The sequence below is a fragment of the Bradyrhizobium sp. LjRoot220 genome (assembly GCF_964252915.1).
Taxonomy (GTDB): domain Bacteria; phylum Pseudomonadota; class Alphaproteobacteria; order Rhizobiales; family Xanthobacteraceae; genus Bradyrhizobium.
The window spans coordinates 577,862-592,476 of record NZ_CAXUPS020000001.1 but is presented as its reverse complement, the minus strand read 5'-3'; the positions used below and the strand labels follow the sequence as shown (position 1 = coordinate 592,476).

Here is a 14,615-nt window from a genome sequence, read left to right as displayed (position 1 = left end):
ACCCGTCACCGAACCGTGCCCGACCGCAGTTTCACCGTGCGACTGCCGCCGCACCGTGGCCGGGCCGGCAGGCGATGGCGGCACCTGCAGCCCGGGCGCCGGCGTTTCCGGCCACACGATCGGCGAGCCTGCAGTCATTTTGTCGGAGCGCGGTCCGGGTCGGTATCCTTTCCGGCATTGAGCTTCTCGAACTGCCGCAGGATCTCGTTGCCGCGCTTGACGGCGTCATCCATCGCCTGCTGCGGCTGCTTCTGGCCAGTGAACACCGCCTCGACCTCGTTGCGCTGTGCCAGCATCGTCTGCACGAAATTGCCAAAGCGGAAGCCACGCGAATTGTCGTTGGGCGTGCCGCGGGAGAGCTGCAGCACCGCGATCTCGCGGGTCGGATGCTCTTTATAATAGCCGCGCTCGCGCGCCAGCGCATAGGCTTTGTTGGTCGCCGGGACGTATCCGGTCACGCCATGCCACCACACCTGGGTCTCCGCTTGGGCGACGAAATCGAGGAAGGCCGCGACCGCGTCGTAACGCTCCGACGTATGACCCTTCATCACCCAGATGGCGCCACCGCCAATGGTGCTGTTGAGCGGCGGATTGATGTCGCTCTCGTGCGGCAGGAAGGTGGCGCTCCAGTTGATCTTGGCGTTGCGTTCGATATTGCCGTGCGACGCGGTCGAATTGACGAAGGTCGAGCAGCGTCCGGAGGTGAACAATTGTTCCGGACTAAAGCCCTGGCCGGCGATCTGCATGACGCCATCGTCGAGCCATTTTTTCAGACGTGCGACCTGCGAGACAACCTTGGTCTTGTTGTAGACGAATTCGGTGCCAAGTCCGTCGAAGCCGTTGGCAAGCGTCCCGTAGGGCTGGTTGTTGATGGCGCTGTAGTTCTCCAGCAGGCTCCAGAAGTAGTCGCCCGGCAGCACCGAGCCACACTCACTGACACCCTTGGCCTTGATGGCGTAGAGCTGCTTCTCCAGCTCCTGCCAGGTGTCGGCCGGCTTGTCGAAGCCGGCCTTCTGGAAGTGGTCCTTGTTGTACCAGAAGATCGGCGTCGAGGAGTTGAACGGCATCGCCGACATGCGCCCCTTGTAGCTCCAGAAGCTCGCCACCGGCTTGATGAAATCGGAGAAGTCGATCTTGTAGCCCTTCTGGTCCAGGAGTTCCTGCACCGGCACGACGGCGCCCGACAACAGCATGGTCATGTAGCCGCGCTCGGCGATCTGCACCATTTCGGGCGGCCGCTTGGCGCGATAGGCCGCGATCACGCCATTGGTCACTTCGTCATAATTGCCCTTGGCGACCGCAACGACGGTATATTTGTCCTGCGATGCGTTGAATTTCTCGACCAGTTCGTTGAGCCGCTCGCCCAGTACGCCGTTCATGGCGTGCCACCATTGCACCTCGACACGCGCCGCCTGCGCCGGCGCGCCCAACGCCAAAACCCCGAACAAAGCCGCGATGAATGCAATTCTCTTCATGGCGATTTCTCCCTCCGCGACGCACCGAGCCGGTGCCTCGAGCCCGGCTCTGATCATTTGTATTTCTATCATGACATATGTGTCGCCATGATGAAAGGGGGGCCGGGGCCGCGTTTTTAATGCGGCGCGAGCACCCGCCCTTGGATCTTCAGTCAGGAAAATAAAATCACGACAATCGAGACTGTTTGCCGCCCGCTTTGGGCTAACGTCGCCGTAATATTCGCGGCCGACACGTCGTTCGGCAGACCCAGCCTGGCCTGTCCGATCAGGCAGATTAATCGACGACGGTCCTGAGGATCGCCAGCGCGAGCGCCTGGGCGCGCGGGACGATGCTGTCGAGGTCGAGATATTCCTGCGCGGTATGGGCGTTGCCGCCGACCGGGCCGACGCCGCAAATCGTCGGGGTGCCGACACTCGCGGTGAAGCCGGAATCGGCACAACCGCCGGCGAATTCGCCTTCGAGGTTGGGCAAGCCGGCATCCTTCGCCGCCCCGCGATAGACATCGAACAGGATTTTCGACGTTTCATTTTGCACCACCGGCAGGAATTCGCCATTGACGTACAGCTTCGCCGTCGTGCCCGGCACCGTCGGCGTGGCGATGATGGTCCCGATCGCCGCCAGCGTCGTGGCACGATCGGCGGGATCGATGTAGCGCATGTCGATCTGGCCCTCGGCGTACGGAGCGGTGGTGTTGACCGATTGGCCGCCGGCGACCAGCCCGACATTGAGGGTGATGCCCTTCGCAAGATCGGTCAAAGCATGGATCTGCACGATCTTATGCGCGAGTTCGCCGATCGCGCTGATGCCGTCCGCAAAATTGCCGCCGGAATGCGCCGCCTTGCCGGCAATCTCGAAGCGCATGAACACGCCGCCCTTGCGGCTGGTGACGACGTTGCCGGTCGGGCGGCCGGGCTCGGAATTGTACACCGCACGCGCAGCGCGGCCCTCGCGCTCGATCACCGGGCGCGACGACGGTGAGGCGATCTCCTCGTCAGCGGTGAGCAGCAGCTTGATCGGGCACGGCGCGCCGCCGAATTTTTGGAATGCCGCGGCGACAAATGCATTGATGACCAGACCGGCCTTCATGTCGGCGACGCCCGGCCCATAGGCCCTGATACCATCGATGGTGAATGGCCGGCGCGCCACCTCGCCCTTGGGAAACACCGTGTCGCGATGACCCATCAGCAAGACAGGCTTTTCATTGCTGCCCGGCTTCGTCACCAACGCGTGGACGGCATCGCCAAACACATCATGCGATTCGCGCCACGCCTCGATGCCGTGCGCGGCAAAATGCTGCTCGAATCGTGCGCCCACCGCATCGACCCCCTGCTTGTCGTAAGAGCCGGAATCGATATTCACGACATCGCGCAACAGATCGATCATGTCTTGCTTTTGCGACGCGATCCATTCGGTGATCTGCGCTTCGGTACTGGCCGGCATGGTATTTCCTTCGTAACGGTCTTTCGACGACACAGCAGTGGCGGCCTCTCCCGTTTGGGAGAGCGAGCTATTCCCGCTTATTACAGCGCCAACCCTAAAGAGCCAATTCCTAAAGCACCATGGCGGCGGCGTTCGACACGCCCGTCTTCATCATCATGCGTGCAATCGCCTCGCCAATCACCACCGTGGTGAAATGGGTGTTGGCGCGGCAATCGGACGGCATGATCGAAGCGTCCGCCACGCGCAGCCCAGCGATGCCCTTCACGGTGCCATCCGGATTCACCACACCATTGGCGTCCTTGAAGCCCGCCATGCGGCAAGAACCGGCGGCATGCTGGATGTCGCCGGTGTCGCGACGAAGCAGCGCTTCGAGTTCCCCGTTCGGCAGTGCCGCCGCCTGCGGCAGCGTCAGGTCGGTATCGATGAGGCGAATCCACTCGGCGATGTCCCTGAGCGCCGGCTGGCTGGTGAGCACGGCCAGTCGCTTCACCGCATCGACCATGCGCAGCAAGTCGCGGTCATCGGCGAGCATGTTTTCCTCGACGATCGGGTCGGTCGACGGGTCGATCGAAGCCAGCTTCAAATGGCCGCGCGAGTAAGCGTTGAACAGACCGGCACCGATGGCGCCGGGGTTGCCGATGCCGCGGTGGTTGAAAGCGATCAGGATCATGTCGCGCTTGCCGCCCTCCGCAAGCCCGGACGAATACGTCACGCAGCAATTGGTATGACGCGTATCCGGATCCGTCGGCTGAAATTCCTCGCGCAGCTTGATGGTGGCGCGAAACAGCGGATGGTCGAAGAAGTGCTTGCCGACCGGCAGGTCGCGCTCCACCGCGATGCCCATGGCCTTCAATTCGTCGGCGGGGCCGATGCCCGAACGCAGCAATATCGCCGGGCTGTGGATGGCGCCGGCGCACAGCACGACCTCGCGCGCGCTGATTTCCAAGCTGCCCTGCCCCTCGATGTGAACCAGTACGCCGGTGGCCCGGCCATCCCTCATCAACAGGCGATCGACCAGCGCGTGACCCCGGATTTCCAAATTGGCGCGGCCGCGGGCCGGCTCCAGATAGGCTTCATTGGTGGTGATGCGGCGGCTATCGCGGCTGTTGATCGGATAGCAGGCGGCGCCCTCGCCGTCCGGACCGTTGAGATCGGCACACCACGGATATCCCGATGCCAGCGCGGCGTCGCGGAGCCCGCGATCGATCGGGCCCCACTTGTCGAGCGGCGCGCGATAAACCGGCAACGGACCGCCACGGCCATGGCCGGCACGGTCGCCGAACTCGAAATCATCCTCGATGACCGAGAACAGCGGCATTACTTCCTTTGCAGACCAGCCGGCGCAACCGCCGGCCGCCCATTCGTCGAACGCATCCGCAACACCGCGGATGGCGATCTGGCCGTTCATCATCGAACTGCCGCCGAGGCCCTTGCCGCGCCAGTAGAAGCGCGCCTCCTGCCCCGCCACCCGGCGCGTCAGCAGGTTCGGCCACTGCCATTTCTCCTGATATTCGCGCTGGTGAATGATTGGAATCGGGTTCGGGGTCCTGACCTCCCAGGGCGCCTCATCGGCCCGCCAGTCGAGGCCAGCTTCGAGCAGCAGCACATGCCTGGTGCTATCCTCGGAGAGCCGGGCGGCGACCGCAGCGCCGGCAGAGCCGCCGCCGACCACAATGACGTCATACATGGCGTTACTTCTCGATGTTCCAGAAAATCGGAATCGCTGACGGTATCAAACCGCGCAGGTTGGCGCGATAGGCGGCCGGCTGCGCGAACTGTCCCCACGGGATGCCGGGCGCCTGATCGTACATCACGGTCTGGATCTCGGCGGCAATCTTCTTGCGGTCCTCCTCGGCGGGTGCCTTGGCAAAGGCATTCAGCAGCGGCGTGATGCGCGGGTCGCACTGCCAGCCCGTGAAGTCGGCGCAGTTGAACGCGACCATGACGTTGGTCAGCGGCGACGCCAGATCGAAGCCGCCGGCGTGAACGCCATAAACGCTCCAGCCTTCTTTCTTGGTGCGACGGGCAAGCACCGAGGCCCAATCCATCACCTGCAGATCGACGTTGAAGCCGGCCTGCTTCAACTTCTCTGCCAGAACCTGCGCTGAAATGCGCGGCGCCTCGAGGTCGCTGGCCTGCATCACGATAACCGGCTCACCGGCATATTTCGTCGCCTTGAGCGCCGCACGCGCCGCCTCGATGGACGGTTTAGCGGCAGCCTCGGTCCCGGCCTTGTTGTCATAAGTGGTGCCGCAGGTGAAGAATGTTGCGCAAGGTGTGGCGTATTTGGCATCGAGGCCCAGCCCGTCCATCACCTCGCGCTGATCCACCAGCTTCCATAGCACGCGGCGGATCGCCGGATCGTCGAACGGCTTCTGCGCGGCGTTGAGGCGGTAGGCACCAGCGAACATGTTGCCGCCGGTGAAGTTGACGATCTTGACCCGGGCGTTCTTTTCGAGGACCGGCAAAAGATCGAACGGCGCGTACTGCATGTAGTCCACCTCGCCGGTCTGCAGCGCGGATGCAGCGGTGGAACCGTCGGGAATGACGCGAATTTCCAGCGTGTCGACATTGACGCGCTTGCCGCCGGCCAGGAAGTCGGCGGGTTCGGAGCGCGGCACATAATCGGCGAATTTCTTTAAGGTCATGCGATCGCCGGTGCGGTGGTCGGCCTTGCTGTAGACGAACGGTCCAGAACCGATGATTTCGGTGATGCGTTGATCGGCGGGCGTCTTGGCCACCCGCTCAGGCATCATGAAGGCGACGGGGCTGACGGGATTGCCAAGGGCGTCGATCACCAGGCCCGAGGGCTCCTTCAGCGTCAGCACGAACGTCTTGGCGTCAACAGGCTCGAGCGACGCAGTGATGGCGAAGATTCGTCGACCGAGCGCGTTGCGCTGGCCCCAGCGCCGCAACGACGCGACGCAATCGGCTGATGTGACCAGCTGGCCGTCGTGCCATTTCAGGCCGTCGCGCAGCGTGAACGTGTAGATCAGGCCATCCGGCGAAACCTTCCAGTCCTGCACCATCTGCGGCTTGATCTCGCCCTGGGTATCCTTTGCGAACAAGGTGTCGAACACCATGAATCCGAAGGTCCGCGAGATATAGGCCGGCGTGAAATGCGGATCGAGCGTGGCGATTTCCGCCTCCAGCACTGCGACAAGGTTGCCGGCGGCATGCGACGGCGTAATCGCCGGAGCCGCGCCGAACGCGAGCGAAAACAAAGCGGCAGTGAAAGCCTTCAATTTGAACATGGATGCCTTTTTGGGATGCGCTGAGAGGATTCGGAAGCGGAGAAACGCGCCCCGCAAGCAGGTTCCTGTTCAAGCAATGTCCATGCCGTATGGGGTGCGCCACTCATGCCGCAACGACTACCTGCCGTGCATTTGCCTAGCGGCACTGATTGTGGAAGCGGCAACCCTTGATGGGTTCGTTGGGGCCGGCACGCCGTCTTTGAGAATCAAGAGTCGCAGACGCATCCGCGTGGCGACTACGGCAGCGCGCGGACGCCGGAGCCATCTGATGGAGGAATTGGATCGCTCGGCGCCTCAGCGCCGCTGGTTGTAGACGTCAAGACATACCGCGCCCAGCAACACCAGGCCCTTGATCACCTGCTGGTAGTCGATTCCGATGCCGAGGATCGACATGCCATTGTTCATCACCCCCATGATCAGCGCGCCGATCACCGCACCCGCGACCCGCCCGACACCGCCATAGGCCGAGGCGCCGCCGATGAAGCAGGCGGCGATGACGTCGAGTTCGAAGCCGACCCCGGCCTTTGGTGTAGCGGTGTTTAGGCGCGCGGCGAACACGAGGCCGGCGAGCGCCGCCAGCACGCCCATGTTGACGAAGGTGAAGAAGGTCAGCCGTTCGGTCTTGATGCCTGAGAGTTTTGCGGCCTTCTCATTGCCTCCGACCGCATAGATCTGCCGCCCGATGGTGGTGCGCGCGGTGACGAAACCATAGAGCGCGATCAGGGCGATCATGATCACCAGCACGTTCGGGAGACCGCGATGCGAGGCGATCAGATAGGTAAAATACATCACCACACCGAACAGGACTGCGTTCTTGAGCGCAAAGAAAGCGGTCGGCTCGACCTCGACACCATGGCTCGCGCGCCGGGCACGGGTTGTGACGCTGACATAGATCAGACCAAGCGCCAGCACGGCGCCGATCAGGAGCGAGGTGGGGTTGAGCGAGCCGGCGCCGGTAAACAATTCCGGAATAAAGCCGGAGGAAAGTTTCTGGAAGGTCGGCGAAAACGGGCCGACCGATTGACCCTGCAGCACCGCCAGCGCCAGCCCCTTGAACACCAGCATGCCGGCCAGCGTGACGATAAAGGACGGAATCTTGAAATAGGCAACCCAGTACCCCTGCGCCGCACCGATCAGCCCGCCGAGCGCCAGGCAGATGATCGCGGCTGGAATGAAATGCACGCCGTAGCGTACCATCAGCACCGCGGCGATCGCGCCGATAAAGCCCGCGACCGATCCGACCGAAAGATCGATGTGCCCGGTGACGATCACCAGCAGCATGCCGAGCGCCATGATCACGATATAGCTGTTCTGCAGCACCAGATTGGTGAGGTTGAGTGGGCGCAGCAGCGTGCCGTCGGTAACGATCTCGAAGAACAGCATGATCGCGAGCAGCGACAGCAACATGCCGTACTCGCGCAAATTGGCCTTGAGAAAGCTCCCATGCTTGCGCGCCTCGGGAAGCATCACGGTGTTATCGCTCATGGATGCGCCTCTCCCAATAGCTTCTCTTCCAGCTTTCTTTCCAGGTCCCTGTCGACCAGCTTTTCGCCCTTGCGGACAATGACCCGCATGATCTTCTCCTGCGTCGCCTCGGCCCGGTCGAACTCGCCGACAAAGGCCCCTCCGTTCATGACGCAGATGCGGTCACAGATCCCGAGCAGTTCCGGCATTTCCGACGAGATCACGATGACCGCCTTGCCGGCATCGGCCAGCTCGTTGATGATGCAATAGATCTCGTATTTGGCGCCGATGTCGATCCCGCGGGTCGGCTCGTCCAAGATCAGGATTTCCGGGTCGGTGAACAGCCATTTCGACAGCACCACCTTCTGCTGGTTGCCCCCCGACAGGTTGCCGGAAGTCTGATAGACATCGGAACACCGGATGCGCATGCGGTTGCGATAATCGCTCGCCACCTGCAACTCCCTGATGTCGTCGATGACGCGGCCGGCCGAAACACTGCCAAGGTTGGCAAGCGTGATGTTCTTGCGCACGTCTTCGGCAAGCAGCAACCCGAGCTGCTTGCGGTCCTCGGTGACGTAGGCGAGCCCCGCGTCAATGGCACGGCTGACGTTCGAGAGGTCGATCTCGCGACCGTGCAGCAGGGCGCGGCCCGTGATGTGGCGACCCCAGGAACGGCCGAACAGGCTCATGGCGAATTCGGTGCGGCCGGCACCCATCAAACCGGCGATGCCGACGATCTCGCCGCGGCGAACCTGGAAGTCGACATTCTTGATGACTTGCCGATCGGCATGCTGGGGATGATAGACCGACCAGTTCTCGACCTTGAACACCACCTCGCCGATGTCAGGCTCGCGCTTCGGGAAGCGATGCTCGAGATCGCGGTCCACCATCTTGCGAATGATGCGATCCTCCTCGACCGCGCCGGCCTCACAATCCAGCGTATCGACGGTACGACCATCGCGCAGCACTGTAATGCGGTCGGCGACGCGGGCCACCTCGTTGAGCTTGTGCGAGATCAGGACCGCGGACATGCCATGGGAGCGGAACTCGAGCAGGAGATCCAGCAGCGCCGCGCTGTCGCTTTCGTTGAGGCTGGCGGTCGGCTCGTCGAGAATCAGAAGGCGCACTTCCTTGGACAGCGCCTTGGCGATCTCCACCAGCTGCTGCTTGCCGACACCGATATCGGTGACCAGCGTGTCCGGCGCCTCATTGAGCCCCACTTTTGCCAGCAGCTGCTGCGACCGCCGGTAGACCGCGTCGCGGTCGATCACGCCGAACCGCGACGGCGGGCCGGCAATGAAGATATTCTCCGCGATCGAGAGCAGCGGGATCAGCGCGAGCTCCTGATGGATGATGATGATGCCGAGCGCCTCGGAATCATTGATGTCGCGGAAGTGACGCTCCTCGCCGTCATAGACGATGCTGCCGTCATAGTCGCCTTTGGGATAGACGCCGCTCAGCACCTTCATCAAGGTCGACTTGCCGGCGCCGTTCTCGCCGACCAGCGCGTGGATCTCGCCTTGTTTGACCGTGAAATTGACATCGTCCAGCGCTTTCACGCCGGCGAACGCTTTGCTGATACCGCGCATTTCGAGCAGTGTGGCCATTCAGATACCCTGGAACATGCAGGAAAGCATGGATGGCCGGGGCATACCACACGAAGACGCGCTTCGCGCTTTTGCCCCGGCCACCCGATTTGTCACAGCTCGCCTCAGTTGATCTGCGCTTTCTTGTAATAGCCGCCGTCGATCAGGACCTTCTCCCAATTGGTCTTGTCGACGACAACCGGCTTGAGCAGATAGGACGGCACCACCTTCACGCCGTTCTTGTAGGTGGTGGTGTCGTTGACAGGTACGGTCTTGCCGCTCAACGCCGCGTCCACCATGTCGGCGGTGACCTTGGCAAGATCGCGGGTGTCCTTGAAGATCGTGGAGTATTGCTCGCCGCGCAGCATCGATTTGATCGAAGGCACTTCGGCGTCCTGACCGCTCACGATCGGCATCGGCATGTTGCCGCTGCCGTAGCCGACGCCCTTGAGCGACGACAGGATGCCGATCGAAAGGCCGTCATAGGGTGAAAGCACGGCATCGAGCCGCTTGGTGGTGTAGAATGCGCTGAGCAGGTTATCCATCCGGGCCTGTGCCGTGGCGCCGTCCCAGCGCAGCGTCGAAACCTTGTCCATGCCCATCTGCTTGCTCACGACCACGAGCTTGCCGCTGTCGATATAGGGCTGCAGCACCGACATCGCGCCGTTGTAGAAGAAATAGGCGTTGTTGTCGTCGGGTGAGCCGCCGAACAGCTCGATGTTGAACGGGCCCTTGCCTTCCTTCAGCTTCAGTCCCTGCTCGATCGACTGCGCCTGCTGCACGCCGACCTGAAAATTGTCGAACGTCGCATAATAGTCGACGTTGGGCGTGTCGCGGATCAGCCGGTCATAGGCGATCACGGTGATGCCCTTGTCCTTGGCCTGCTTGAGCACGTCGGACAGGGTGGTGCCGTCGATCGAAGCGATCACCAGCACCTTGGCGCCCTTGGTCACCATGTTCTCGATCTGCGAGAGCTGGTTTGGAATATCGTCTTCGGCGTATTGCAGGTCGGTATTGTAACCGCGCTCCTTCAGCACCTTGACGATGTTGTTGCCGTCATCGATCCAGCGCGCCGAAGCCTTGGTGGGCATGGCGATGCCGACAGTGGGCTTGGTTTGCGCGAGCGCGGGTTCGGCAAGGGCGACCGCGCCGAGCAGGATGGCCGATAGAGCAGATTTGAGTAGCTTCATGTTTCACTCCCAGATGTTGAGCATTAGTCGCCGCGTTATCAGCGGTTTGCTATTGGCGCCGGTAAGGTATCGGCGCATCGTTGGGGACCATCAGGTTAGAGCCTTTTCCGTTTCGATTGAATCGAAACGGGGCTCTGGATTCCTTATTTTGACGCGTTTTCTTGACGCGAACCGGCTCCACTTCGCTGGAAAACGCTATCGCAGAGACCCGAACGGATGATCGGTCACACGTTGTGGTTCCGCAAGTACATGCAGCTCTCGTGCGCCATCTTGTGAAGCGATCCATCATGTCGGACCGAGCCTGATGCGAGGTTCCGGCCGCCCTTGTGCGCCGACGTCGAGAACGAAGGTTTGGCCATGATGCGGGTCGGCAGCCCTGGCGGGCTCGTCCATCCCCTCCCAGGCCGTGGTGACCAGCAGCGAAACGAAATTCCGGCCGACAAAGACCGGGCAACTCGGCTGCTTCGCCGGAACTCGTATGGTGCGAATCCGATTCCCCGAGGGGGTGTAGACATCGACGCAGGATCCGCCCCAGCGCGCGTTCCAGATCAACCCTTCGGCGTCGACCACAGCACCATCCAGGCTGCCTGGCCCGCCACTGTTATCATAGAGCGTCTCGGGATTTCCGGTGGGCAGCGCATTCGCCGGGTCGATCGCGACGCGGCAAAGCACGCCCTTGCTGCTATCGGTGAAATAGGCTGTTGCACCATCGGGTGAAAAGCAGATCGCGTTCGGGATGGTCACGCCGGCATAGAGTCGAAGCAGTTCGCCGCGGTAAAAGCGATAGATCGCGCCGGCGCCCTTTTCTGCGTTGCGGCCCATGGTCCCGATCCAGAGCGCGCCGCAGGGATGGACGCGTCCGTCGTTGGAGCGGGTTGCGGCATTGTCCGCTTCGAGCGGCATATGAAGCGTGAGGCGACCATCGGCGATATCGCGGACATAGAGGCCATTTTCGGTCGCAAGCAATTGGCGCTGGTCATCAATGAACGCAAGCACGCTGGCCATCAGCGGCAGCGCATGCGAGGTGATCGCGCCGGATGCAAGGTCGGCCTGAAACAGGGTGCGCTCGAGAATATCGAACCACCATGCGGTATCGGTCGCCGCATCATAGGTGCACCCCTCGCCGAGATGGCAATGCCAATCGCTCAGGATGCTGGTGCCGACTTCTTCCACGCGGTCTCCCCTGTTCTATCTGCTTCTTAGTTTGCGGAAAATCGATAAAGCGAGACGTGGCGATAGGTCCGCCCGGGATCGATCCGCGCTGACGGAAAGTCCGGACGGTTTGGTGTGTCGGGATAGACCTGCGGTTCCAGGCAGAGTGCGTCATACTGCCGGTGCACGCGGCCATATTTTCCTGTCACGGTGCCGTCGAGAAAATTGCCGGAATAGAACTGGGCGCCCGGCTGGTTGGTCCAGAGTTCGAGCACCCGGCCCGACTTCGGGTCTTCCACGCGGGCGGCACAGCGCGGCTCCGCGGTGGCGCCGCCACGCAGGCAGAAATTGTGGTCGTAGCCCTGACGGATCTGAACCTGTTCATTCGCGTCGCGCAGGCGGGCGCCGACAGGACAGGATCTCCGAAAATCAAACGGCGTGGCATCGACCTTATCGGGTGCGCCGAGCGGAATGCCGGCGGCACTGATCGGCAGATATGTGTCCGCCGCGATCGTCAGATGATGATCGAGCACGCCGCCATCGTTCTCGACGCCCGCGAGATTGAAAAAGCTGTGGTTGGTGAGATTGACGATGGTCGGCTTGTCGGTCATCGCGGCGAATTCAAGCGAAAGCTCGGTTCCACCAGAAATGCGATAGGTTAGGTCGGTTTTCAGCGTGCCGGGATAGCCCTCCTCGCCGTCCACACTGACATAGGACAGCGTCACGAAAGGCGCAGGATTTTCACCGATCGCCGTAATGGACCATGGTTTGCGATCGAAGCCTGACAGTCCGCCATGCAGGGCATTGACGCCGTCATTGGTTGGCAACTGAAAGCGCTCGCGATCCAGTTCGAACATGCCGCCCGCGATCCGGTTGGCGTAGCGTCCGACCGTGGCGCCGAGGAAGCGCCGAACCGCGAGATAGCCCGCAAGATCATCGCGGCCGAGGACCACATCGGCAAGGCGCCCGGCGCGATCTGGCACGAAGATGGACTGCAGCGCCGCGCCATAGGTGATGAGGCACACCTCAAAGCCGTTGTCGCCGCGCAGCCGCACCGCTTCAATCGCGGTGCCGTCCGGAAGGTGTCCGAAAATTTCGCGCACGACCTTCGTATGCGTTTGGCCTGACTGCGTCACCTTCATACCTCGATGAATGGTTCGACGTCGCGGCGCCGGCCGAGCATGAAAGCATCGGCGACATGGACCAGCGGCGACAGGTCGACATCGGACGCGCCGCTCGCGATCAGTTCGACGAAACGCCGATAGATGCCGCGGTACTCCGCCTGCTTCTCGTCAACCAGGATATGGCCATCGTGAGAAAGATGGCTGCCGCCGGAAGAGAGCGTCAACCGCCCGATATCAGTCTCGACCCGGATATCCCAGGTCTGCGGACCGGTCTGGCGCCAGTCGAATTCGGCCCGGATCGGAATTCCCGTCTCGTCCGAAAAGGCGAGATCGGCCGCGATCGGCGCCGCGCGGTTGCGCGGGAAGGACAACTCGGCCGCGGTCAGAAAGAACGGCCGCGGCAGGATGCGGGTCAGGATCGAGAGCGCGTTGATGCCGGGATCGAACACGCCAAGTCCGCCCGGCTCCCAGATCCACGCCTGGCCGGGATGCCAGACCCTGACATCCTCCTTCCATTCGACGACCATCGATTTGATCTGGCGGGCGGCGAGAAAACTCCTCGCGGGTTCGACGGCCGGCGCAAACCGGGAATGCCAGGTCGCAAACAAGGTTCGCCCGGTTTGCCGGGCGGCCGCGACCAAGGGATCGAGTTCACTGACGGTGGCGCCCGGCGGCTTCTCGAGCAGCACGTGCTTGCCGGCCTTCAGCGCAGCCGCCGCCTGCGCGCGGCGCACCTGGGGCGGCGTGCAGAGTGCAATGGCATCAATGTCGGGCTTGGCGGCGAGCAATTCGTCAAGCGTCGCAAAATGCGCTATCCCATCGATGGAAGCGTTGCGGCTGGCAATCGCTGCAAGTTCGATACCGTCGGTGCCAGATATCGCGGGGATATGCTGATCCCTGGCGATCTTACCGAGGCCGACGATGGCAATGCGAATGGTGGTCACGTCAGCTTTTCCCGACCTTCGAGGAACGATCTTGGCGGCTCACTTGCCCCAGCGCAGCACGAGCGGATTCAGCCCGTGCGCGATTTCGATCAGGCCCGCCCGGACGGCCGGATGCAGCGGCTGCAGCGGAAGACGGACGGTCTCGTGCCTGATCACGCCGCCTTCCTTCATCAGCGCCTTGCATGCGATCAGGCCGCACTGGCGGTTTTCATAGTTGATCAGCGGCAACCAGCGTTCATAGGCCGCAACCGCCTCGGCGCGGCGGCCGGCGAAATACGGATCGGTAATCTTGCGGATGCCGTCGGGATAACCGCCGCCGGTCATCGCGCCGGTTGCTCCGGCATCGAGGTCGGCCATCAGCGTGATCGCCTCCTCGCCGTCCCATGGGCCTTCGATCGCCGCGCCGCCGAGCGCGATCAACTCGCGCAGTTTGGCGGCGGCCTGCGGCGTCTCGATCTTGAAATAGGCGATGTTCTCAAGCTCGCGGGCCATGCGGGCGAGGAAGGCCGCCGACAGCGGCGTGCCGGCGACCGGCGCATCCTGGATCATGATGGGAATCGAGATCGCATCCGAAACGGTGCGGAAAAACTCGTAGATGGCGTTTTCCCCGACCCGGATGGTGGCGCCATGATAGGGCGGCATCACCATCACCATGGCGGCGCCCGCCTGCTGGGCCCGCCGCGAACGTTCAGCACAGATGTGCGAAGCAAAATGCGTGGTCGTGACGATGACGGGGACACGTCCCGCGACGTGCTTCAACACGGCGTCGAGGACTGTGTCCCGCTCGGCGTCGTCAAGCACGAACTGCTCGGAGAAGTTGGCAAGGATGCAAAGCCCCTGCGAGCCGGCGTCGATCATGCAATCGACGGCACGTTTCTGACCGTCGAGATCGAGTCGGCCGTCGCCATCGAACACTGTCGGCACGACCGGAAACACGCCCTTGTAGGGCCGTGGAACGGTGGAACCTGCCATGACCATTCTCCGT

The 14,615-nt window shown here is 62.4% G+C and carries 11 protein-coding genes; all 11 read right to left on the bottom strand.

What is annotated here, in order from left to right; translation table 11 throughout:
• Positions 1 to 134: 134 nt before the first annotated feature.
• Entirely contained in the window at positions 135 to 1,475 is a 1,341-nt protein-coding gene (locus ACSQ84_RS02575; protein WP_436210076.1) for an extracellular solute-binding protein, read from the bottom strand.
• Between the two features lie 274 nt (positions 1,476 to 1,749).
• A complete protein-coding gene (locus ACSQ84_RS02570; RefSeq protein WP_436210075.1) occupies positions 1,750 to 2,916 on the bottom strand; it encodes a M20 family metallopeptidase in 1,167 nt (388 codons plus the stop codon).
• 109 nt (positions 2,917 to 3,025) lie between these two features.
• Positions 3,026 to 4,603, bottom strand: coding sequence for a GMC family oxidoreductase (locus ACSQ84_RS02565; RefSeq protein ID WP_436210074.1), 1,578 nt, complete (start codon positions 4,601 to 4,603; stop codon positions 3,026 to 3,028).
• Positions 4,604 to 4,607: 4 nt separating this feature from the next.
• Positions 4,608 to 6,170: an ABC transporter substrate-binding protein gene (locus ACSQ84_RS02560; RefSeq protein ID WP_436210073.1), complete on the bottom strand. Its 1,563-nt coding sequence runs from the start codon at positions 6,168 to 6,170 to the stop codon at positions 4,608 to 4,610.
• A gap of 294 nt (positions 6,171 to 6,464) precedes the next feature.
• Positions 6,465 to 7,655 carry a multiple monosaccharide ABC transporter permease gene (gene mmsB, locus ACSQ84_RS02555; RefSeq protein WP_436210072.1) on the bottom strand — a complete coding sequence of 397 codons (1,191 nt, stop codon included), beginning with the start codon at positions 7,653 to 7,655 and terminating at the stop codon, positions 6,465 to 6,467.
• Positions 7,652 to 9,241 carry a multiple monosaccharide ABC transporter ATP-binding protein gene (gene mmsA / locus ACSQ84_RS02550; protein WP_436210071.1) on the bottom strand — a complete coding sequence of 530 codons (1,590 nt, stop codon included), beginning with the start codon at positions 9,239 to 9,241 and terminating at the stop codon, positions 7,652 to 7,654. Before mmsA ends, mmsB begins: the two co-directional genes overlap by 4 nt.
• Positions 9,242 to 9,345: 104 nt before the next feature.
• Positions 9,346 to 10,410, bottom strand: a complete 1,065-nt coding sequence (gene chvE, locus ACSQ84_RS02545; protein WP_436210070.1) for a multiple monosaccharide ABC transporter substrate-binding protein — start codon at positions 10,408 to 10,410, stop codon at positions 9,346 to 9,348.
• A 285-nt stretch (positions 10,411 to 10,695) separates the two neighbouring features.
• A complete protein-coding gene (locus tag ACSQ84_RS02540) occupies positions 10,696 to 11,583 on the bottom strand; it encodes an SMP-30/gluconolactonase/LRE family protein (protein ID WP_436210069.1) in 888 nt (295 codons plus the stop codon).
• A 26-nt stretch (positions 11,584 to 11,609) separates the two neighbouring features.
• Positions 11,610 to 12,704 (bottom strand): aldose epimerase family protein, encoded by a 1,095-nt coding sequence (locus tag ACSQ84_RS02535; protein ID WP_436210068.1) that lies wholly within the window; start codon positions 12,702 to 12,704, stop codon positions 11,610 to 11,612.
• Positions 12,701 to 13,630: a Gfo/Idh/MocA family protein gene (locus tag ACSQ84_RS02530; RefSeq protein WP_436210067.1), complete on the bottom strand. Its 930-nt coding sequence runs from the start codon at positions 13,628 to 13,630 to the stop codon at positions 12,701 to 12,703. Before ACSQ84_RS02530 ends, ACSQ84_RS02535 begins: the two co-directional genes overlap by 4 nt.
• A 39-nt stretch (positions 13,631 to 13,669) precedes the next feature.
• A complete protein-coding gene (locus tag ACSQ84_RS02525) occupies positions 13,670 to 14,602 on the bottom strand; it encodes a dihydrodipicolinate synthase family protein (RefSeq protein ID WP_436210066.1) in 933 nt (310 codons plus the stop codon).
• Positions 14,603 to 14,615 lie beyond the last annotated feature (13 nt).

Bases quoted from the DNA above. Each gene is read 5' to 3' on its own strand.
- mmsB (WP_436210072.1), bottom strand. From the start codon at position 7,655: ATGAGCGATAACACCGTGATGCTTCCCGAGGCGCGCAAGCATGGGAGC.
- mmsA (WP_436210071.1), bottom strand. From the start codon at position 9,241: ATGGCCACACTGCTCGAAATGCGCGGTATCAGCAAAGCGTTCGCCGGC.
- ACSQ84_RS02565 (WP_436210074.1), bottom strand. From the start codon at position 4,603: ATGTATGACGTCATTGTGGTCGGCGGCGGCTCTGCCGGCGCTGCGGTC.
- ACSQ84_RS02535 (WP_436210068.1), bottom strand. From the start codon at position 12,704: ATGAAGGTGACGCAGTCAGGCCAAACGCATACGAAGGTCGTGCGCGAA.
- ACSQ84_RS02570 (WP_436210075.1), bottom strand. From the start codon at position 2,916: ATGCCGGCCAGTACCGAAGCGCAGATCACCGAATGGATCGCGTCGCAA.
- ACSQ84_RS02575 (WP_436210076.1), bottom strand. From the start codon at position 1,475: ATGAAGAGAATTGCATTCATCGCGGCTTTGTTCGGGGTTTTGGCGTTG.
- ACSQ84_RS02560 (WP_436210073.1), bottom strand. From the start codon at position 6,170: ATGTTCAAATTGAAGGCTTTCACTGCCGCTTTGTTTTCGCTCGCGTTC.
- ACSQ84_RS02525 (WP_436210066.1), bottom strand. From the start codon at position 14,602: ATGGCAGGTTCCACCGTTCCACGGCCCTACAAGGGCGTGTTTCCGGTC.
- chvE (WP_436210070.1), bottom strand. From the start codon at position 10,410: ATGAAGCTACTCAAATCTGCTCTATCGGCCATCCTGCTCGGCGCGGTC.